16 protein-coding genes and 1 tRNA gene are annotated in these 21,323 nt (G+C 66.1%); 11 read left to right on the top strand and 6 right to left on the bottom strand.

Features of this window, described 5'->3' with window-relative positions; translation table 11 throughout:
• Window positions 1–56: 56 nt before the first annotated feature.
• The 4 genes from ACI766_RS01360 (at window position 57) to ACI766_RS01345 (ending at window position 3,981) form a co-directional block, all read left to right on the top strand.
• Complete coding sequence (locus tag ACI766_RS01360; protein ID WP_003107720.1) at window positions 57–743, top strand: Crp/Fnr family transcriptional regulator; 687 nt, start codon at window positions 57–59, stop codon at window positions 741–743.
• Between the two features lie 108 nt (window positions 744–851).
• Window positions 852–1,622: a hypothetical protein gene (locus ACI766_RS01355; RefSeq protein WP_004346761.1), complete on the top strand. Its 771-nt coding sequence runs from the start codon at window positions 852–854 to the stop codon at window positions 1,620–1,622.
• A gap of 162 nt (window positions 1,623–1,784) precedes the next feature.
• Window positions 1,785–2,999: a CynX/NimT family MFS transporter gene (locus ACI766_RS01350; protein WP_023086897.1), complete on the top strand. Its 1,215-nt coding sequence runs from the start codon at window positions 1,785–1,787 to the stop codon at window positions 2,997–2,999.
• 49 nt (window positions 3,000–3,048) lie between these two features.
• Window positions 3,049–3,981: a LysR family transcriptional regulator gene (locus ACI766_RS01345; protein ID WP_003106255.1), complete on the top strand. Its 933-nt coding sequence runs from the start codon at window positions 3,049–3,051 to the stop codon at window positions 3,979–3,981.
• Here the strand turns inward: ACI766_RS01345 and ACI766_RS01340 are convergent.
• From ACI766_RS01340 to ACI766_RS01330, 3 genes are read right to left on the bottom strand one after another with little or no spacing between them, the layout of a single operon-like run.
• A complete protein-coding gene (locus tag ACI766_RS01340; protein ID WP_003106257.1) occupies window positions 3,978–4,262 on the bottom strand; it encodes an antibiotic biosynthesis monooxygenase family protein in 285 nt (94 codons plus the stop codon). The genes ACI766_RS01345 and ACI766_RS01340 overlap by 4 nt on opposite strands.
• Window positions 4,263–4,295: 33 nt before the next feature.
• A complete protein-coding gene (locus ACI766_RS01335; protein WP_003118713.1) occupies window positions 4,296–4,703 on the bottom strand; it encodes a cupin domain-containing protein in 408 nt (135 codons plus the stop codon).
• A gap of 11 nt (window positions 4,704–4,714) precedes the next feature.
• Window positions 4,715–5,152, bottom strand: a complete 438-nt coding sequence (locus tag ACI766_RS01330) for a carboxymuconolactone decarboxylase family protein (protein WP_003106260.1) — start codon at window positions 5,150–5,152, stop codon at window positions 4,715–4,717.
• Between the two features lie 126 nt (window positions 5,153–5,278).
• On the opposite strand from ACI766_RS01330, the gene ACI766_RS01325 reads away from it, so the two are divergent.
• Window positions 5,279–6,700: a PLP-dependent aminotransferase family protein gene (locus ACI766_RS01325; protein ID WP_003106262.1), complete on the top strand. Its 1,422-nt coding sequence runs from the start codon at window positions 5,279–5,281 to the stop codon at window positions 6,698–6,700.
• 153 nt (window positions 6,701–6,853) lie between these two features.
• Here the strand turns inward: ACI766_RS01325 and ACI766_RS01320 are convergent, their stop codons facing one another.
• The 3 genes from ACI766_RS01320 to gabD all read right to left on the bottom strand — a co-directional run bounded on the left by ACI766_RS01320 (window position 6,854) and on the right by gabD (window position 11,355).
• Window positions 6,854–8,053, bottom strand: coding sequence for an HDOD domain-containing protein (locus ACI766_RS01320; protein WP_003084206.1), 1,200 nt, complete (start codon window positions 8,051–8,053; stop codon window positions 6,854–6,856).
• 325 nt (window positions 8,054–8,378) lie between these two features.
• Window positions 8,379–9,659: a 4-aminobutyrate--2-oxoglutarate transaminase gene (gabT, locus tag ACI766_RS01315; protein ID WP_003160952.1), complete on the bottom strand. Its 1,281-nt coding sequence runs from the start codon at window positions 9,657–9,659 to the stop codon at window positions 8,379–8,381.
• Window positions 9,660–9,903: 244 nt separating this feature from the next.
• Complete coding sequence (gene gabD, locus ACI766_RS01310) at window positions 9,904–11,355, bottom strand: NADP-dependent succinate-semialdehyde dehydrogenase (RefSeq protein WP_003106269.1); 1,452 nt, start codon at window positions 11,353–11,355, stop codon at window positions 9,904–9,906.
• Window positions 11,356–11,984: 629 nt separating this feature from the next.
• Between gabD and ACI766_RS01305 the strand changes: the two genes are divergently transcribed.
• From ACI766_RS01305 to ACI766_RS01280, 6 genes are all read left to right on the top strand, one after another.
• Window positions 11,985–12,061, top strand: a tRNA-Arg gene (locus tag ACI766_RS01305).
• A 1,254-nt stretch (window positions 12,062–13,315) separates the two neighbouring features.
• A complete protein-coding gene (locus ACI766_RS01300) occupies window positions 13,316–13,834 on the top strand; it encodes an Hcp family type VI secretion system effector (protein WP_003083317.1) in 519 nt (172 codons plus the stop codon).
• Window positions 13,835–14,014: 180 nt separating this feature from the next.
• Window positions 14,015–17,074 carry a type VI secretion system Vgr family protein gene (locus ACI766_RS01295; RefSeq protein ID WP_010793560.1) on the top strand — a complete coding sequence of 1,020 codons (3,060 nt, stop codon included), beginning with the start codon at window positions 14,015–14,017 and terminating at the stop codon, window positions 17,072–17,074.
• A gap of 3 nt (window positions 17,075–17,077) precedes the next feature.
• A complete protein-coding gene (locus tag ACI766_RS01290) occupies window positions 17,078–17,575 on the top strand; it encodes a hypothetical protein (RefSeq protein ID WP_003112696.1) in 498 nt (165 codons plus the stop codon).
• The gene (locus ACI766_RS01285) at window positions 17,572–19,722 is read left to right on the top strand and encodes a DUF3274 domain-containing protein (protein WP_076938810.1); all 2,151 of its coding nucleotides are present in this window, start codon (window positions 17,572–17,574) and stop codon (window positions 19,720–19,722) included. Before ACI766_RS01290 ends, ACI766_RS01285 begins: the two co-directional genes overlap by 4 nt.
• Complete coding sequence (locus ACI766_RS01280) at window positions 19,722–21,314, top strand: DUF2875 family protein (RefSeq protein ID WP_277608258.1); 1,593 nt, start codon at window positions 19,722–19,724, stop codon at window positions 21,312–21,314. The genes ACI766_RS01285 and ACI766_RS01280 overlap by 1 nt, the downstream gene beginning before the upstream one ends.
• Window positions 21,315–21,323 lie beyond the last annotated feature (9 nt).

Here is a 21,323-nt window from a genome sequence, read left to right as displayed (position 1 = left end):
GGTTCTCGCATCATCGCGCCGCCCCGGTTTTCCACTCTGTCAGCTAGACGACAAACATGAACGAGCGTACCGACTACCGTTCGCAACTCCAGGCCGGCCGCTGGTTCCAGGGTTTGCCGGAGGCCTTGCAGACGCACCTGCTGGCACTCGCCCAACCGCGCCAGTTGCCGCCGGGCCAGCGCCTGTTCGCCCGCGGCGACGCGCCCTGCGGACTGTACTGCGTGGTCGAGGGCGCGATCCGTATCAGCGCGGTCAGCGAGAACGGCAAGGAGGCGCTGCTGATCCTGGTGGAAGCGCCGCACTGGTTCGGCGAGATCGCCCTGTTCGACGGCCAGGCGCGCACCCACGACGCCTACGCCGAAGGCCACACCCAGCTACTCCAGGTACCGCAGGCGGCGCTGCTCGAACTGCTTCGCCGCGAGCCGCACTACTGGCGCGACGTGGCCCTGCTGATGAGCCACAAGCTGCGCCTGGCATTCATCGCCCTGGAAGAGATGGCCCTGCTGCCGGCCGCACAACGCCTGGCGCGGCGCCTGCTGATGCTCGCCGAGGGCTACGACAACAGCCGCAGCCGGCAGGTCCTGCACCTGCCGCAGGAACAGCTGGCATTGATGCTGTCGCTGTCACGGCAGACCACCAACCAGATCCTCAAGGACCTCGAAGCCCAGGGCATCCTCCAGCTCAGCTACGGCGGCATCGAGATTCTCGACCTCGCCGGCCTGCGCGCGGCCACCCACGGCTGAGCGCGAATCACACTTTCGAACGCTTGCAGGCGCACGATGGCCGGCTACCGTGTGCAGGGCACCTGCCCTCGGTGCGGATATCCATAACGACAACAACAGGATCTCCCCATGCCCCGTCCTGCCCTTTTCGCTGTCCTCTGTCTTTACTGCCTGCTGCTGGCGCTGCCGGCGCGCGCTACCCTCGACGACCAGCAACGCGCCCTGCAACAACTGCAGGTCCAGGCCTGTCGCGCGGTGGGCAGCCTGTTGTTGCTGCGCGGCGAGGGTTTCCAGGAACAGCACGCGGCGCAACTGGAGAAGGACCTCGCCAGCCTCGATCGAGCGCTCTCCGCCGCCCCCGAGGGGGTGCTCCTGCGGCAAGGCGAAAAGACGCTGGTGGCGCGCATCCGTGAGGGCGCGGCCTACGGCCCCCGCGAAGAGGACCTGCCCTGGCGCTACCCGCAGCAACTGAGCCGCGCCCTGCGTGACTTCCTCAACCTGGTGGAACGCCAGGTGCCGCCGCCCCCGCCAGGCCAGCCCCTGCCGCTCTGGCAGTTGCCGGTGCGGGTCGAGTACCTGTCCCTGCAATACCTGGCGCGCGCCTACCTGGGCGGGCTGGAGACTGCCCGCGAGCAGCCCCGGGACTATCTCGGCCAGGACGAGAGCGTGCTGGTTCCGCTGATCGACCGGCGCATCGCCCTGCTGGTGGCGCAAAGCGCCAACCCGGCGGGACTGAAGAAACTGGAAAACCGCTGGGAGTACCTGAGCCAGGCCCTGCGCGACCTGAACAGCAAGAGCAGCGCGCTGGTCAGCGCTTCCGGCAGGCCCTGGGCGCCGATCATCGTCGACCGCCACGCGCGGGCCCTGAGCGAAAGCCTGATGCGCTTGAGCGCGGAGTGAGGCCGCGCGTCGCGCGGGGCGGATAACCTCGCGACTCGCCACGCTGCTCCAGCGTCCGCCCCGACTCCCTGGCCAGCGCATTTTTTCGAATCCGCCCTGCGGATTTTGATTTGCCGCCGCGCCCTGGCGCAGGCGCAATGGTGCTCCCGAAAGGAGATCGCCATGCCCACTGCCAACCCACCCGGCCGCACCCTCTGGCTGATGGCCGCCATCGTCCTGGTCGGCCTCAACCTGCGGCCCTCCATGGCCGCCGTCGGCCCACTGCTGAACGCCATGCGCGGCGAGATCGCGCTCAGCTTCGGCGACGTCTCGCTGCTGACCGCCCTGCCGGTGCTGACCCTCGGCCTCGGCATGTTCTTCGGCCTGGGCATCGCCCGCCGCGTCGGCGAGTGGCGTTCGGTGGCCCTCGCCCTGCTGCTGATCGGCGCCGCCAGCGCCCTGCGCCTGGGCAGCCGAGGCCTGCCCGACCTGCTCGGCAGCGCCATGCTCGCCGGTCTCGGCATCGCCCTGATCCAGGCGCTGATGCCGGCCCTGATCAAGGCCCGTTTCGGCGCGCGCACGCCGCTCTGCATGGGGCTCTACGTCACCGCCATCATGGCTGGCGCGGCGCTGTCCGCCAGCGCCGCGCCGACCCTGGCGGAGCACGCCGGCTGGCGGCTCGGCCTCGGTGCCTGGGCGGCGCTCGCCGCGCTCGCGCTGCTGGCCTGGTGGCTGCAACCCGGCACCCGCCTGCGCCTGCCCGCCGCACAGCCCGGCAGGAGCCTCCTGCGCTATCCACGGACCTGGCTGCTGGTCCTGTTCTTCGGCCTCGGCACGGCCTGCTACACCTGCGTGCTGGCCTGGCTCGCGCCCTATTACCTGGAGCAGGGCTGGAGCGCCCAGGAATCCGGGCTGCTGCTCGGTTTCCTGACGGCCATGGAGGTGCTCTCCGGGTTGCTCGCGCCGGCCCTGGCCAGCCGCTCGCGGGATCGCCGCCCGGTGCTGGTCGGGCTAACGGCGCTGATGCTGGCCGGCTTCCTCGGCCTCGCCTGGGCGCCGGCCAGCCTGCCGCTGCTCTGGGCGCTGTGCCTGGGACTGGGCATCGGCGGGCTGTTCCCCATGGGCTTGATCGTCTGCCTCGACCACTTCGACGCGCCGCAACGCGCCGGTCAACTGGCTGCCCTGGTACAAGGCGCCGGCTACCTGATCGCCGGGGTCTCACCATGGATCGCCGGGCTGCTGCGCGACAGCCTCGGCAGCTTCACCGGCGCCTGGCTCGGGCTGGCCACGGTGGCGGCGCTGCTACTGGGGCTGGGCCTGCGCTTCGACCCGCGGCGCTATGCGGCACTGTTCGTCGAGCGACAGCCGCAAGGCGTCGGCGCCGAAAGCTTGCGCTGAGGAAAGGGACGGGTTCTGATGGCGCTCCCGACGCCGTCAGGACGCCCCGATGCTGATCGCCAACGGCCTGCGCAAGGTCGACATGCAGGACCTGCTGGTCTTCCTACAGGTCCACCAACGACAGAACCTCGTCGAGGTCGCCGAACACCTGAACCTCAGTCCGTCGACGGTCAGCTACTGCCTGAAGAAGCTGCGCCAGGCCTTCGACGATGAGCTGTTCATCGCCACCCGCGGCGGCATGCAGCCGACCCACAAGAGTCGCGCCATGCTGCCCCATGTGGAGGAAATGCTTGCCCGCATCAACGCCTGTCACGCCGCCCAGGGCAGCTTCGACCCGCGTGGCGAGCCGCGGACCTTTACCCTCTGCGCGCCGGAATACGTCGAGCTGCTGATCCTTCCGGCACTCCTGCGACGGCTCGCCGCCAACGGCCCGAGGATCGGCCTGGACATCCGCCGCCTGGGTCCCGAACTGCCCACCGAAGCATTGCTCGACGGCCAGGTCGACCTGGTCTTCGACTTCGGTCCCGAGTACCACCGACCGGCACCGGAGCTACAGGCGCTCGCCCTGTTCAGCGACGAGCTGCTCTGCGTACAGGATCGTGCCCAGCCGCGCCACGAGCGCCTGGAACTGGACGAGTTCTGCAGGCGCCGCTTCGTCTTCCCGACCCCGCTCGACGCCAGCAACGCCAACCTGGTGGACACGTGGCTGCGACGCCAGGGCCGCAGCCGCGAGGTCGCCGCGCGCGCCAACAGCTACGTCGCCGCCCTGCAACTGCTGTCGGGCAGCGACTTCGTGCTGATGCTGCCACGGCGTATCCATGCACTGCTCGACGATGGCCGCCATCACGCCTGCCTCGCACCGCCCGGGCTGCCGCCGTTCGCCCTGCACCTGTCATGGAGCCGCGCCGCCGACCAGGACCCGGCGAACCTCTGGCTGCGCGAGCAGGTACTGATCGTCTGCGCCGAGCTGGGTTTGCTCTAGCCTGCGTCATCCTGCACTTCGAGGCTCGCCGCCAGGGAGCGCCAGAGCACTTCGGCGAATACCTGCTGGATGCCGCCGGCCAGGTAGTCGAACATCTGCTGCGCTTCCCGCCACTGGCTGCACACCAGCCAGAGATCCGGCTCGAGGGCGTCCCTGCGCACCTGGTACTCCAGGCAACCCGGCGCCTCCAGCCCTGGTTCGACCAGTTGTTGCAGGCGCAGGCCAAGCCGTTCCGACTGACCATTGCGCGCGCGAATACGGATGACCTGGCTGGCGCTCATGACGGACGCTCCTCCGGGCGAACGAGCGACACCTCAGTGGGCGCCGCGCTCCAGTGGCTTGAGGATCGGGTCGCCCTCCTTGAGCAACTCCCAGACCAGCAACTTGGCCGGCTTCATCGGATCGGGATTGCGTGCCAGCAGGTGCGGCACGTTCGCCGGCTCGTACCAGCTCTGGCCCACCGTGTAGGTCTCCACCGGGCCGCCTTCCAGTTGCGTCTGCACGGTGCCTTCGAGCACGTAGACGAACACCGAGCCGGGATGCACATGGGGCGCGGAGACCTGGCCGGGCTTGAACGACACCGTCAGCATCAACCCACGATGGCCGGGAATCTCGGCCAGGGCCTGGTCGTGCAGGGTTTCCACCTTCTCCGCAACATGGGCGCTGGCCAGCGTCGGCAGCGCGGCGAGCAGCAGGCAGGCGATCGATCGATTGGCCTTCATCGCCGTCCACCTCATTCCGGTTGCATGCCCATGCCGACGCCGAAGCGGTTCCAGGCGTTGATGGCCGAGACCGCCAGGGTCAGTTCGGCGATCTCCTTGTCGTCGAAGTGCTCACGCAGTTCGTCGAGCAGGCCGTGCGGCAACGCCCCCTGGCTGAGGCGGGCGAGTTGCTCGGTCCAGGCCAGGGCAGCGCGCTCGCGCGGGGTGAAGTAGGGGGTTTCCTGCCAGACGCAGAGCGCTTGCAGACGCTGCTCGGTCTCGCCGGCCTTGCGCGCGTCGTTGGCATGCATGTTCACGCAGTAGGCGCAACCGTTGATCTGCGAAGTGCGCAGGTAGACCAGTTCGATCAACGGGCGCTCCAGGCCGGCCTTGGCCAGGGCCTTTTCCAGGCCGAGCATGGCGGCATAGGCGTCGGGGGAGGCTTTGGCCCATTCGAGGCGGGTGGTCATGGCGAATCTCCTTGGCTGATTGGCAGCCGCGAGAGTGGAAAGCGGCGCGGCATGGGGTAACACTAAGCCTGCCTTTGGCTTCCACGAAGAGCCAATTACCAGAAATACCAGGTAGCCAATTTCGCCATGGAACTGCAACTGATCCTCGACGGCCGCCACGATCTGGTCGGCCAGCTCTATCGCCAGCTGCGCGACGCGATCCTCCATGGTCGCCTGGCCACCGGCGATCGCCTGCCAGCCACGCGCTACCTCGCCGAACGCCTGGAAGTGTCGCGCAAGACCGTCAGCGAAGCCTACGAGCGCCTCGCCAGCGAGGGCTTCCTCGAAGGCCGGGTCGGCAGCGGCACCTTCGTCGCCCGCGGGCCCGCCGGGGAAGCGCCGCCGCAGCGCGCCGACGGTCCGTTGCGGCCGGCCGCGCGCTGGGCACGCATCGAACCGCAGTCCGGTCTGATGGACCAGCGAGCACCGCTCCGCTACAGCTTCGCCGGCGGCACGACCGACAAGCGCCGCTTTCCCTTCGATACCTGGCGTACCTGCGTGCTCCAGGCGCTACGCCTGCAACAGCGCTCGCCGGCGTTCTACAAGGAAACCGAAGGCGACCCCGAGCTGCGCCTGGCGATCTCCCGCTACCTGGCGATCAACCGCGCCGTGCAGTGCGACTGGAACGCCCTGATGGTCACCCAGGGCGCCCAGCAGGGACTCGACCTGCTGGCCCGGGTGATGCTCGACCCCGGCGACCTGGCGGTGGTCGAGGAACCCGGTTATCCGCCGGCCCGCGCCAGCCTGCTGGCCACCGGCGCCGAGGTGCGCGGAGTGCCGGTGGACGCCGAGGGGCTGCGCGTCGACCTGCTGCCGGACAACGCCAAGCTGGTCTACGTCACCCCGTCGCACCAGTTCCCGCTGGGCATGCCGATGAGCCTGGAGCGGCGCCTGCAGTTGCTGGACTGGGCGCAGCGCCACCGGGCGCTGATCATCGAGGACGACTACGACAGCGAGTACCGCTTCGACGGGCGTTCGCTGGAGTCGCTGCGCAGCCTCGACCGGAACGGCCAGGTGGCCTACCTCGGGACCTTTTCCAAGACCCTCTTCCCCGAGCTGCGCCTCGGCTACCTGCTGCCGCCGGCAAGCCTGCGCGAAGCGGTGCTGGCGGCGCGCAAGCTGGTCGACCGGCACAGCGAGACCTTGCAGCAACGCGCCCTCGCGCTGTTCATCCAGCGCGGCGACTTCGCCCGCCATACGCGCCGCCTGCAACGCGAATACGCCCAGCGTCGCGGGCGCCTGCTGGAACGCCTGCACGGCGACCTGAGCCCCTGGCTCGAAGCGCTGCCGGCGGTGGCCGGGATCCACCTCGCGGCGCGCTGTCGCGAACCGCTGGATGTGCTGCGCATCGCCCGTCATTTGCGCCAGCAAGGCCTGGAGGTCGGCACCCTGCCGCCCTTCTACGCGGAAACCCCGGCACAGGCCGGCTTCCTCTTCGGCTTCGGCTGCATCGAACGGGACGACATCGACCCGGCGCTGGACCTGTTGCGCGCCGAGCTGCGGCGCTAGGCTCGCTCCCGCCCATCCACGGCCGGCAACTCGGCGGCGTGCGTAGGAGCCGATCTCCCCGGCAAGAGGCTCGATTGCAACCGCGCCCATGCCCAGCGGCGCATGACGCGCCGCGTTATCCGCCCTATGGGACAAAGGCCCAGCGAGGACGGCTCAGGGCTGCAGCAGTTTCGCCAGTCGTTCGCCGTCCAGGCCGAGCATGCGGGCAGCCTTGCTCTCGGCCAGTTGCTCCGCGTCGTCCTCGGGCAGGCTGGCGGCCTGGGTCGCCAGGCTGAGGATCAGCTCTTCGCGGGAAAGCACGCCACCGAACTGGTACGCCGCAGCGATCAGCCGGCGCAGCTCCAGCGGCAGCCGCCAACGCGCCCGCAGGGCCGAGCCGAAGCTGGCGCCGAAACGCCCCAGCAGCTCGTCGAGCCGCGCCTCGTCCAGCGCGCCGCCGCCATCGCACCAATCCTGCAATGTCCGCAGCAGCGCCAGGTCGCCCAGGCGATGCAGCAGCCCTGCGGTATAGCAGCGCTCGACGTCCGCGCCGAGGGCGTCGGCCAGTTCCCAGGCGATGTCCGCGCAACGTTGCGAAAGATCCCAGAAGTGCATGGCGCGCTCGGCCAGCAGCGGCTCGCCGAGCTGGATGGCCCGCTGCAGACTGAAACCGAGCACCAGGTTCAGGCTGTGCCCGAGTCCCAGCCGCCGCAGGGCCTGGCCCAGGGTCTGGCAGGCCGGACCGACGTGCCGGGCGGCGCTGTTGGCGGCGGCGATCAGGCCAGCGGTGATCTGCGGATCGCGGCCGAACTCATCCTCCAGCACGCGCAGCGGATGCTCCTCGGCGCTCAGGCAACGATCGCTGGCGGCACGCACGTCGGCCAGCAACGGCGCCCCCTCCGCGGAGTCGCGCGCGCGTTCGAGGAAAGCCTCCAGGTTCTCGCCCGCGTCCCGCTCCGGCAGCGGACAGGCGACCACTTCGTCGCCCTTCAGCAACAACCCTCGCAGGCGTTGCATCAGGTTCTCGGCCTGGAACGGCTTCACCAGGTAGGCGGTCGGCGCCAGTGCCACGGCGGCGCGCACGCTGGCCTGGTCGGCGCGGTCGCTGATCAGGATGAACGGCTGCTCGGCGACCGAGCGGCGCAGGCGCGCTTCGCGCAGCAGCTCGAAGCCATCCACCTGCGGCAGGTTCAGCTCGGCCAGGATCAACGCGAAGCGCCGGCGCCGGCAATGCGCCAGCGCTTCTCCGCCATCGCCGCAGAGGACCAGCCGGGCATCGCAACGCACGCCGAGGACCAGTTGGCCAAGCAAGTCGCGACTCCAGGGGTCCGGGTCGGCAATCAGGATGACGGGGGCCTTTTTCGCGGCACTCATGGCGTTCCTCTTCGAACCTGGCGAACCGAGCGGGACGCACCAGGCATGACAGGCGGGCACGACACGGCCCGCGGGCACACAAGGGTATGACGGACGAACACGGTGCGCCTCTAGGACCTGTCCTAATCGCCACGAACGGAACGACCGGAGGAATGCGGGAGGATTCGTATGCGCCAGGCGCCCAAGGGTAACAGGCGAAAACCGTTCGTCGGGCGTTTCGCGGAAAACCCTGGCAGAAAAAAGAGGCTTCCGTTTCCGTGAAGCCTCTGAAAGAAAGGCCCGCGCGGACGCGCGGGCCTCGGGGGTATCGCTTTGCCGGTGAAGCTTAAGCGAGTTCGTCGAAGCACTCGGCCAGGATGGCCAGGCCCTTCTCCAGTTGCGCGTCGGGGATGGTGACGGGCATGAGGAAGCGGATGACGTTGTAGTAGGTGCCGCAGGAGAGCAGGATCAGGCCCTTCTCGCGCGCACGGACGACGATCTTGCTGACCAGCTCGGCGGCCGGCTTGTGGGTATCGCCGCCCTCGAACAGCTCGATGGCCACCATCGAACCCAGGCCACGAACGTCGCCGATCACCTTGTGCTTGGCCTGGATCTCGCGCAGGCCGGCCTTGAGGCGCTCGCCGACGGCTTGCGAACGTTCCAGCAGCCTCTCTTCCTCGAACACCTTCAGCACGGCCAGTGCCGCGGCGCAGGCGATCGGGCTGCCGGCATAGGTGCCGCCCAGGCCGCCGGGCGCGATGGCGTCCATGATCTCGGCCTTGCCGGCCACGCCGGAGATCGGGAAGCCGCCGCCGACCGACTTGGCGAAGGTGGTCAGGTCAGGAACGATGCCCAGTTGCTCGGTAGCGAAGAAGGTGCCGGTACGGCCGGCGCCGGTCTGCACTTCGTCGGCGATCAGCAGGATGCCGTGCTGGTCGCACAGGGCGCGCAGGCGCTGCATGAAGGACTTGGAGTTGACGTAGAAGCCACCCTCGCCCTGCACCGGCTCGATGATGATCGCGGCGATGTCCTGGGGCTGGGCATCGTTCTTGAAGATGCGCTCGATGCTGGCGATGGAGTCGTCCTCGCTCACGCCGTGCAGCTCGCAGGGCGCCAGGGCGCGGAAGATGCCGCCCGGCATCAGGCCCATGCCGGCGGAGTACGGGACCACCTTGCCGGTCAGGCCCAGGGTCATCATGGTGCGGCCGTGGTACGCGCCGGTGAAGGCGATCACGCCAGCGCGGCCGGTGGCGGCGCGGGCGATCTTGACGGCGTTCTCCACGGCTTCGGAGCCGGAGGTGACCAGCAGGGTCTTCTTCGGGAAGTCGCCCGGCACGCGCTTGGCGATTTCCTCGGCCAGCTCGATGTAGGGTTCGTAGGCCAGCACCTGGAAGCAGGTGTGGGACAGCTTGCCCAGTTGCTCCTGGACCGCGGCGATCACCTTCGGATGCAGGTGGCCGGTGTTCAGCACGGCGATGCCGCCGGCGAAGTCGATGTACTCGCGGCCTTCCACGTCCCAGACGGTGGAGTTCTCGGCGCGCTCGGCGACGACCGGGTGGATCTGGCCCACGCCGCGGGGTACCGCGGCCTGGCGACGCTTCAGCAGGGATTCGTTGGTCTTGCTCATGGCTTCCTCAGTGGCCGCTCATCGGGTCGGCCGGGTCAAAGGATGAAGGCGGGAAGGAAGCTCCCCAAGGCAGCATGCGATGATCGACTGCCTCGGGACTTGCAGGCCCGCCAGGGCTCGGAGCCGCTTCGCGATCGGCGACCGCGTCTCCCGGTTCGTCCGGTGCCACCACCGGCAACGTCGACACCGGACGGCGCAGCTCTTGCCTGCCGTCCGGCCCCTCCGGATGCGTTCCTCGCCGGGCTCAGATACCGCCCAGGCAGAGGTACTTGATCTCGAGGTAGTCCTCGATCCCGTACTTGGAACCTTCGCGGCCCAGGCCCGAGGCCTTGATGCCGCCGAACGGCGCCACTTCGTTGGAGATCAGGCCGGTGTTGATGCCGACCATGCCGTACTCCAGTTGCTCGGCGACGCGGAACACGCGGGCCAGGTCGCGGGCGTAGAAGTAGGACGCCAGGCCGAACTCGGTGTCGTTGGACATGGCGATGACCTCGGCCTCGTCCTTGAAGCGGAACACCGGCGCCAGCGGGCCGAAGGTCTCGTCCTTGGACACCAGGGCGTTCTTCGGCACGTCGACCAGGATGGTCGGCTCGAAGAAGGTGCCGCCGAGGGCGTGCGGCTTGCCGCCGGAAACCACCTTGGCGCCCTTGGAGACCGCGTCGGCGATGTGTTCCTCGACCTTGGCCACGGCCTTGGCGTCGATCAGCGGACCGGTGGTCACGCCGGCTTCCAGGCCGTTGCCGATGTTCAGCTTGGCCACGGCGGCCTTCAGCTTGTCGACGAAGGCGTCGTACACGCCGTCCTGCACGTACAGGCGGTTGGCGCAGACGCAGGTCTGGCCGTTGTTGCGGTACTTGGAAATCAGCGCGCCCTCGACGGCGGCGTCCAGGTCGGCGTCGTCGAACACGATGAACGGCGCGTTGCCGCCCAGCTCCAGGGACACCTTCTTGATGTCCTGGGCGCACTCGGCCATCAGTTGGCGGCCGATTTCGGTGGAACCGGTGAAGGTCAGCTTGCGCACGATCGGGTTGCTGGTCAGCTCGCCGCCGACTTCGCCGGCGCTACCGGTGACCACGCTGAACACGCCCTTCGGAATGCCGGCGCGCTCTGCCAGTTCGGCCAGGGCCAGGGCGGAATACGGGGTCTGCGAAGCAGGCTTGAGCACCATGGTGCAGCCGGCGGCCAGGGCCGGGCCGGCCTTGCGGGTGATCATCGCCGAGGGGAAGTTCCACGGCGTGATGGCCGCGGTCACGCCGATCGGCTGCTTGATCACGATGATGCGCTTGTCCGGCTGGTGGCCGGGAATGGTGTCGCCGTAGATGCGCTTGGCTTCTTCGCCGAACCATTCGAGGAAGGAGGCGGCGTAGGCGATCTCGCCCTTGGCCTCGGCCAGCGGCTTGCCCTGCTCGATGGTCATCAGGCGGGCCAGGTCGTCCTGGTTCTCGATCATCAGGTCGAACCAGCGGCGCAGCTTGTTGGCGCGCTCCTTGGCGGTCAGCGCACGCCAGGCCGGCAGGGCCTTGTCGGCAGCCTCGATGGCGCGGCGGGTCTCGGCGGCGCCCATCTTCGGCACGCTGCCGATGATCTCGCCGGTGGCCGGGTTGTTCACCTTGATGGTCTGGCCGTTGTCGGCATCCACCCAGGCGCCATCGACGTAGGCTTGTTGACGGAACAGCTTGGCATCTTTGAGTTGCATGACCTGTCTCCTTCGAGGAATGCCGTGAGCAGCGGGTCTACCTCGACTACCCCGCGTGCCTGGTTGTCTGGTTCGGTTGTAACCGGAAAGTGTTGCCTGCTGGTTATTCGAAAGGGCCAGCGCCCCGGTGTTCCATTTCCTGCGCCCTGTGCCAGCGGCGTCGCCGTTACCGGCCGGCCACCATGCGCAACGGGCGGACGCGGACGAACGCGACCGCCGGCAGGCGTCGGGGAGGATACGAAAGGCTCGTGCGGAAAAGGGATCGCGGACGAAACGCCACGCCGGCACCACGGCGGCCCGGCAGCGCGAAAGGCCGGACGAGCGACGGGCAGGTCAGAAAGAGGTCATTCCAGGGGCACGCGGCCGGCTGAACTGATGCCAATTCCCCGGTCTCCTGTTGTTGTGGCTTTGGGGGCGTTTGAAATCTCAAACGAATCCTAGGGCCACCACTGACAAAGGGCAATACCCCGTTCGATAAAATCAACGAAAGTCGGAAAATTCTGCTGCTTTTCTGAGCATATCCTCGACGGACGGTCGTTTTCGTTCGAAATCACGAACGTACGCACATGGAATGGACTCCCGCCGACGAGATGCGTATGATTGCGGCCTGCCGCGCGAGCCGCGGCGCTGCATCCGTAGCTCAGCTGGATAGAGTACTGCCCTCCGAAGGCAGGGGTCGTGGGTTCGAATCCCGCCGGATGCGCCATACAAATCAAGCACTTACCAAAAGTCATTAGCCACAAGCCACCTCTCATGGGTGCATGGTGGGTGCAGTAAGCCTAAAGGAAAGCCCCGTCCTGAATCGCTCAGGCGGGGCTTTTTTATGCCGGCCAGCTCAAATGTCTGTCGTCATTTCCAGCAGGGCAACCGGGTGGCCTGCGTCGCTCCCGGTAAGTTCGATCCCCTGGCGATTGGTCAGGCAAGGTGGGATTCTCCTCACTTCCCCCATTGGTGGTTGTGAGATAGCGCCGCGTTAGCCCATGGCTCAGTTCGGAGCCATCGCTGGTCGCGCCAAGGGGCGCACTTGAAATGCGCCCCTTCCCGGTAACGCGATCAACGTTAGTCCACCGTTAGCCAACGTTGCTCCAACGTTAATGCCCGAGGCCGTAACTCAGCGGGGTCGCCATCTCCACAAAATTGCGGCCACGGTCGCGCGATCATCTCCTGAAAAATCAGGGCATGTTCACTACGAATATTTTGTAGTGGCGGCTTCAGCCGGTGGCTGGAGTGAGAGTTTTACGAGACTCTCGTAATACCCCGAATCTGGGGGATTTTGTGCGTCCGAAATTCGGACGCACAAAACACCGACTGACGACGAATTTCGTCCGCAGTCAAAAGGACGTTTTGCGTACTTTTGAAGCCGGGTTTTCAAATGCGGGATATTCCCGTATTTGCGCTTGAACGCAGCGAGCCTTTGTCTGCAATGCAGGAGATCCAAAACCGGCGATTTGCCGGTTTTGAGGTCAGACTATCCGACTTCAAGCCGGCCACCCGCATTTGAACGGCGGTTCGCCCCCATTGGGGGAATACCGGCTGAGGGAGAGGTCACGCATACGGTGGAAAGGTGAGCTTGTACCGGCTGGGCTTGGTGAACGTTTGGACAATCAGACTACCCGTGCTGAAGCGTTGTTTGGATAGGGGCAGAGGCAGAAAATACTCCGACCATTCAGCCTCACAATCCAAAAGCCATTGTGCAACTTTTTGGTGGATAAAGCTGTGGATAGAACGCTAGGGAACAAACACCCAAAGAGCTCCGAGAGAATGCGCAACTTTTTGCAAGCGGTGTGCAAAAAGTTGCGCAATTTTCAGTGTTCTTCCCATGAGAATCGCCAGCGAATTTTTGGCTTCCCCCAATAACGCCTTGATGGAAAAGAGTTTCAAGACTAGTGGCACGGTTCTTGTCTAGCACCGATGCCCCCGGCATATCGCCTGGGCACTTTCAACGACAAGGAACGTATCCATGGCAACCCCCGCCTACATGTCCATCACCGGCACCAAGCAGGGCCTGATCACCGCCGGCGCCTTCACCGAGGATTCGGTCGGCAACACCTACCAGGAAGGCCACGAGGACCAGGTGATGGTCCAGGGCTTCAACCACGAAGTGATCATCCCGCGCGACCCGCAGTCCGGCCAGCCGACCGGCCAGCGCGTGCACAAGCCGGTGGTCATCACCAAGGTCTTCGACAAGGCCTCGCCGCTGCTGCTGGCCGCCCTGACCTCCGGCGAGCGCCTGACCAAGGTCGAGATCCAGTGGTACCGCACCTCCGCCGCCGGCACCCAGGAGCACTACTACACCACCGTCCTGGAAGACGCGATCATCGTCGACATCAAGGACTACATGCACAACTGCCAGGACCCGGGCAACGCCCACTTCACCCACCTGGAAGACGTGCACTTCACCTACCGCAAGATCACCTGGACCCACGAAGTCTCCGGCACCTCCGGCTCCGACGACTGGCGCTCGCCGGTGGCAGGGTGAGTTGACAGGCACACCGGTCGTACACCTGTGCGGCCGGTTCTCCGTCGAGCCGAAAATGTCCGCGACTTCGCGAAATCGACACAGAGCCAAAGACTTTCGGCGCCGGCTGAGCAAGAGTAACGTGGCTTGCTCCTCCAATGGATTGGAAAGGAACTGCCCACCCGGAACAGGGAACGATCCATGCGTCAAAGAGACCTGAAATTCACCTTCGTCGTTGGCGAAGGGAACCTTGCGTTCGATGTCGTCGAGTTCGAACTGGAAGAAGCGCTCTGCGAGCCTTTCCGCCTGAGCCTGAAGCTGGCCAGCGACAAGAACGCCATCGATTTCAAGCAGGTACTCGACCAGCCGGGCACCTTCACCCTCTGGCAGGACGGCCGTCCGGCCCGCTACGTCCATGGCATCGTCAGCCACTTCACCCAAGGCAGCTCGGGTTTTCGCCGGACCCGCTACGAACTGCTGCTGGAACCACAGTTGGCGCGCCTGGAGCTGTGCTGCAACTGGCGGATCTTCCAGGAGAAGAGTGTTCCGGAGATTCTCCAGGCGCTGCTCAAGGAACACCGGGTGCTCGACTACGAACAGCGCATCTACCATGAGCACCTGCCGCGCGAATACTGCGTGCAGGCCGGCGACAGCGATCACTACCTGCACGACCGGCTGGCCTTCGAGGAAGGCCTGGTCTACTACTTCCGCTTCGACGAACACCGCCACACCCTGGTCTGCAGCGACCGGCTCTACGTCCAGGAGCGTATCGCCGGCGGCCCGGTGCTGTTCAGCGCCCAGCCGGAGGGCGACAACCCGCAGCCGGTGCTTCATTCTTTCCGCTACAGCGAAAATGTTCGTACGGCTCGACAGACCCAGCGGGACTACAGCTTCAAGCGCCCGACCTACGACCAGGAGCATCATCTCGCTGGCGAGGCGCTCGAGCATCAGGACTCGTCCTACGAGCGCTACGACTACCCCGGTCGCTACAAGCGGAGCGGCGCGGGCCGGCCTTTCAGCGAAAGCCGCCTCAGAGGACATCGGCGCGATGCACGGGTGGCATCGGTCAGCGGCGACGACCCGCGGCTGATCCCGGGCCACGCCTTTGCCCTGGAAGGTCATCCGCGTGCCGACTTCAACGCCTGGTGGCGGCCGGTGCGGGTGGTCCATCGCGGCACCCAGTATGCCGGCCAGGAGGAAGAGTCCGCCGACGCCCCTCTGGGGGTGAGCTACGACCTGCGCGCCGAACTGGTACCCGAGGACGTCGAATGGCGTCCCGCACCGCTGCCTCGGCCGCGTATCGATGGTCCGCAGATCGCGACGGTAGTCGGCCCGGCAGGGGAAGAGATCCATTGCGACGAGTGGGGACGGGTGAAAGTCCAGTTCCCCTGGGATCGCGAGGGACGTCACGATGAGTTCAGTACCTGCTGGATACGGGTCGCGCAGAACTGGGCGGGTGCCGACTGGGGACACATGGCGATCCCGCGGATTGGCCAGGAGGTGATCGTCGATTACCTGGACGGCGACTGCGACCAGCCGATCGTCACCGGGCGTACCTACCGGGCGACCAACCGGCCGCCCTACGCGCTGCCCGACCACAAGATCCTCAGCACCATCAAGAGCAAGGAGTACAAGGGCAGCCGGGCCAACGAGCTGCGCATCGACGACACCACGGCGCAGATCAGTGCGGCGCTGATGAGCGACCACGGTGCCAGCGCGCTGCACCTGGGCTACCTGACCCATCCTCGGCCCGAAGGCGGCAAGCCGCGCGGCGAGGGCTTCGAACTGCGCACCGACGAACATGGCGCGGTGCGTGCGGCCAAGGGGCTGCTGCTGAGCACCGAGGAGCAGCTCAGGGCCGGCGCCGGCCATCTCGACCGAGGCGTCGTGGTGCAGGTGCTGGAGGCGGCGCTGGAGCTGGCCCGCGAGCTGGGCGACTACGCCGGGGAGCACCAGGGCGTGGGGCACGACGCGGCGCCGCAGCAAACCCTCCAGGAAGCCGTGCGCGACCTCGGCCACGGTGCCAACGACGAGTCCGGCAAGAGCAACGGAGGCAAGCCGGCGATCGCCTTGAGCGGTCCGGCAGGGATCGCCGCGGCGACGCCGGCGAGCCTGACCCTGGCCGCCGGCGAGCACGTCGACAGCGTGGCCCGGCAGAACCAGCAGGTGACCGCCGGGCAGAAGGTGGTGATCAACGCCGGCAGCGACATCGGCCTGTTCGCCCAGGGCGGCGAGCTGCGCCAGATCACCCACCAGGGGCCGATGCTGCTGCAGGCGCAGAAGAACGACATCCGCCTGGAAGCCGAGCAGAGCGTGGAGGTCAGCGCCAGCCAGCAGCACGTGCTGGTCACCGCGAAGGAGCACATCACCCTGATGTGCGGCGGCGCCTACCTGACCCTCAAGGGCGGCAACATCGAGCTGGGCATGCCCGGCAACTTCGTGGTCAAGGCGGCGAAGCACAGTCATGTCGGCGCGGCCAGCCTGGAAGCCGAGCTGCCGCAGTTCGAGGTGGGCGAGACGCAGCGGCGGTTCGTCCTCAAGCAACTGGACGGGCAGACGGCCATGCCCAACGTGCCCTATACCATCACCATGGCCAACGGCGAGGTCATCGAGGGCGTCACCGACGCCGAAGGCGCTACCCAGCTGCTGCAGAAGGATGCGATGAACATCGCCAAGGTCGATATGAAACACACGAAATCGCCCGCCTCCGCAGTTGCCGGGATAGCAGCGGCGGTTGGCGCGGCGGTTGCAGTCGGCAAGCTCCTGAGTGGCCCCGACGCCGAGGCCGGACGTGCTCTCAGCGAAGGGGAAATCAGCCTGGCGAAAGGCGTATTCGGCGATTCCATCGACTATTCCACGGTCCGCCTGCGCGACGAGGACTATGTCCCCTGGCAGGGCAAGGACTACGTGATGGCGCCGAACGGCCACATCTACTTCGGCGAGGAGTTGCGCGGCGTGGCGGACTGGAGCCTGGAGAGCCTGCAGCGCCAGGGTCTGTTCATTCACGAAATGACCCATGTCTGGCAGCACCAGCATGGCGTGAACGTCCTTCTGGTGGGGGCCTACCAGCAAGCCAGGCAGTTTCTCCTAGGCGACCAGTACGCCTACCGGTTGGAGCCGGGAAAGACGTTGAAGGACTACAACATCGAACAGCAGGGAGACATCGTTCGAGATTATTTCCTCGAGAAGAACGAGTTCGGGGAAGCCTCTGCGAACAGCAGGTTCGCTGGCGTACTGAAAAACTTCCCAACGGGATACTGACCAATGAAATGCAAGACCTTGCTCATTGCCTGCCTGTTCGGCCTGGGAAGCGCCCAGGCCCTGGCCGTTTCCAAACTGCCACCGCAGATCCCGGTGCACGCCGGCTCCGGGCGCGTGACACTGGATCTACGCCCCTTGCTGGCGGAAACCAACGACGTCGAGATCACCCGTGTTTCGGTATGTCGGCGGGTCGGCAGCCATTGCCAGGAAACGCTGTGGCGGATCGAGCTCCCGCCCGGGTGGCGTGCCGGGGAGATCGAGGTCTTCGGCGACTATCCCGGCTCCAGCGTGCTCCTGCGCCGGCCGGAGCGCTTGCAGCCAGATGGGAGCTACAACGCATTCATTCATTTCAACGAGCGTAGCCGTCGGCACCGGCAAACGGTTTCCAGCATTGCCGTCGAATTCTGCCTGGCCGGCGAACCTGGCAACTGGATGCTGCTCGACGAAGCGACCTGCCTGGCACGACGCAACGCCGAGGAGCGGCAAGGAGAGAAGCCATGAACGATAGGGTTCGGTCGAGGACGATCGTCTCTGCCCAGTCCATCACCTTGCCCAAGGGCGGCGACGTGCACCTGGTGCCGCCTCCGCCCAAGCCTTGCGTGACCATCGTGGTGCATGGCGTCAACGATCTCGCGGGTTGCTACGAACGGATCGAGCGAGGGCTCTGCCAGGGGCTCAATGAACGCCTGGACATGCCGCCGACCTTGCCCGGCGGGCAGGCCAATCCCGGCTACCTGACGCCGGCGGGCTACAGCCTGCCGGCGGACGACGAAGGCAAGGCGGAGAACCCCGACATCGTCTACTACCGGCGCAAGTTCGCCAGTGGCGCCGGCGGGGCCGCCGTACGCAGCGTAGTCGTACCTTTCTACTGGGGCTTCCGCGAGGAAGAGCAATACATCAACAAGACCGCGGCCCACGGCGAATGGCTGGACCGCAACGGCAACCGGCTGGACAAGTCCGGCACCAAGGAAGGCGGGCAGTTCGTCAATGCCACCACCAACCTGCCGGACATGTGGGGCCAGGGTTTCAACGGCAAGCTGTTCGGTTTCATCTCGCTGGACTGGTTCGGCGGCACCATGACCCATCCGCTGTTTTCGGCGGCAGGGCGCAAGTACATGGTCCTTGCGGCCATGCGCCTGGCCATGTTGATCAAGATCATCCGCAAGCGTTACCCCGACGACACCATCAATGTCGTCGGGCACAGCCAGGGCACCCTGTTGACCCTGCTGGCACATGCCTTCCTCAAGGATGACGGCGTGGCGCCGGCGGACGGGGTGATCATGCTCAACTCACCCTACGGCCTGTTCGAACCCCTCAACGAGAAGCTCCAGGGCTGGAGCAGCCAGCAGACCAGAGAGGCGCGGCTGGCCACGCTCAAAGGTATCCTCGAGTTCATCTGCGGCCGACGCCATCCGGTCCCCGCGCTGAGCAGCGTCGCGTTGCGCAACCGCCAAGGCTACGGCGCGATAGGCGGCCCCGGCTGGGTGGGTGGCCAGGGCTGCCAGACGACCATCGACGGGGAACGGCTCAGCTTCGATGAGCGCGACAATCGCGGCAGTGTCTACCTGTATTTCACGCCCCAGGACCAGACGGTGGGACTTGCCAACGTCCAGGGTATCGGCTGGCGCGGCATTGCTGAGCAGGTCAAGGGGCTCCCGGGAAGGACCGGGCTGCCGCAGGGTTTTCACCAGCGCATCTTCACCGTACGCAAGCGCAATGGCGAGAAGGAAAAGATCGGCGGGCACGCCCCTCCCCATGTCTATCCTCTTCTGCTGGCCGGCGAGAAGACCTGGGAAGACACCGGGCTGGGCGGCAAGGACAGATTCGGCCGGGCGAACTTCGACCAGGGCGACAACGTGCTGCTGACCGCGCCGCGTCTGCCGTTGCCGACGGAAGCGCGATTCGATTTCGACGGAGCCGTCACGGCGCCGGGAGAGAACTCCGCCAGCGGCGTCTATCAGGTGCGCGATACCCTCGATCCGATCGACGCCGCCATCGGCGTAAGCAACGGCGGCTGGAAGGAAAAGGACAGCGGGCACGCCGTCGCGCAACAGGTGGACGCCGCGCTGGCGTACCGCTACGGGCGCGACGCGCGCAGCGTGGAGAGGGCGTTGAACGAAGGCAAGGAATTGGCCCAGCAGACCCATGTGTTTTCCGCTCGTGAACTGGGCACCGGCATGGTTCTGGTCACCCGCGCGGAAACTCCCTACGAGGCCCGGCTGCGCCTGCAGACGGCGGAGGGCCATCTGGAGCCCTTGTCGTTCCACTCGGCCATACCCAACAACCCGGAGCATAACCGGCGGGTACTGGCCTATGACCTGGCCATCGGGGCCGGGGACAGCGTGGATGATGTGGTTTTCTATCAGTATCTGTGTCGGGTGGCGGATTGGCGGTTGGATTGGAAGGCTTCGGACAAAGGAATATTTAGTCAAGGTGATGCGTCTGTTGATCTGCCGGATGAAGAGGTGCGTGCTTTGTACCGTGCGGAAGAATCTAAAAACAGCCAGTTAATAGACGCCACCGTAGCTTACCGCAAGAGTGGCGAGTTCCCTGTGGTAGTAGGAAATAGACTGCCTTCCCTAGTCGGGACACAAACCATCCTAGATCGTTACCACGAGCAGGCGGTGCGCTTTGGGGGGACAATCTAATGCGCTTGATGCTCTCAGCTTTCTCTCTCGTTGGCGTCCTTTTGAACTGCCCTGTGGGGCAGGCGGCCGAGTCGCCGCTATCCTCGATGCGCTGCTTTGCCAGTCCGGCCACGTCCGTTACCGCCTACGCCCCGGCCAAGGAGGCCACCATGTCCGCTGATGCTTATCACCCACCGACAACTTCGCCGCGCCTGGAAACCCTGGACGTGCTCAGCATAGGCATGAGCCTGGATGTGTTTCGCCAGGGGCAAGTGTGGAAGGCCTTGCAGGAGCAGAATGCCGCACAGGCCGAGGCGTTGCATGTCGGCAGCATCCTGCCGATGGACCCGAAGAAGTATCCGACGTCTGCGGATGACAAGGATATGGCGTATGAAAAGCGCCAAGCGGACGCCTTGGAACTAGGGCTGAAAAACTTCCTGGAGAAATGGCCGATACCGACGGTGACGGTGGTGCGTGGTTGGGATCCGAGCACTCCTAACCTACGCTTCACTCCGGAGGAGACGCGGGAAAGCCTGTCAGTAAAAGTCAATGATCTCCGTGTTCCGGCTGGACTGCATTGGCATCGGATTGCCAATTTGCAGGATGGCATTATCTGTAACGATACGCCTGAAGGAGTACTGGAGGCGTTGTTCAGTTTATTCGAACGCAACCCTGACTTGCCAGCAGTGTTGGTGTATGCGAATGAAGGCATCAGTATGGCGGGGGCGCTTTCCAGTAGAGATGTAACATTCAAGTCACTAGGCGCTGTGTCAGGCCCTCGGATACCTGGAACGCTTACGGATGCAATGGTCGCCCTGATCGTCGGCCGCCCCGAGCGGGTCGACTGGCTACGCCAGTTCGCCCCCTACACCAAGGTCAACGAAAACCGGATCGACCCCGAGTTCCGTGGCTGGGGCTGGCGCAAGCCGCCGGTGGAGTTCCGCCCCACGCCGTTCATTCCCCAGCCCTGGACCGAGCGGGCTCTGGAGCAGTGGGATGCGTTGCCGGTGCTGGCCAGGCTGCATCGGCCGGTGAGTGTGCCGCTGACCCACCCGGATACCGGCGAACGGCTCAAGCGCGAAGCTCTCACCGCACAACTGGCCGCTGCCTGGAAGACGGCCAGTGCCGGGCTCAGGCCGGCGCCCGCCCGGCTGTTCTACGACGGCGGTTTGAACGCCACGCCGCTGGCCGAACTCACCCCGGCGCTGGGCGCCGCGCAGAGTTCGCTGGACTTGCTGGACTCGCGGGAAAGCTACGACCTGACCCAGCGCCTGGGCGACACCGGCGCGGCCTCGCCCTTCGTTGGCATCACCCTGGCGACCATGGCCAGCTACCTCAACGGCGACAGCAGCATGGTGATGCCGTTGCGGCGCAAGGACCAGGCGACCCTGATCGGCATCAGCTCGCCGACGCCGGGGAAGAAGCCCGTTCACGACCCGTTCGGCGTCGACCTGCTGCCGCAGACCGCCAGCGGCGACGGTCCGCCGCCATCGGCCGACCCGGTGGCGCCCGCCAGTCGGCTCACGACCCGGTTGCCGCCCGGCGAAGACTATGCCCTGGAAGAGTTCCTGAGCAGCCTCAAACCCAGCACCGACTGGCAGGACGATTTATAGGTCGATGGT

The sequence above is a fragment of the Pseudomonas sp. DL genome, assembly GCF_047199225.1.
GTDB classification, from domain to species: Bacteria; Pseudomonadota; Gammaproteobacteria; order Pseudomonadales; family Pseudomonadaceae; genus Pseudomonas; species Pseudomonas aeruginosa.
Note: the sequence above shows the minus strand (reverse complement) of the source record. Positions and strands in the feature narration are given on the sequence as shown.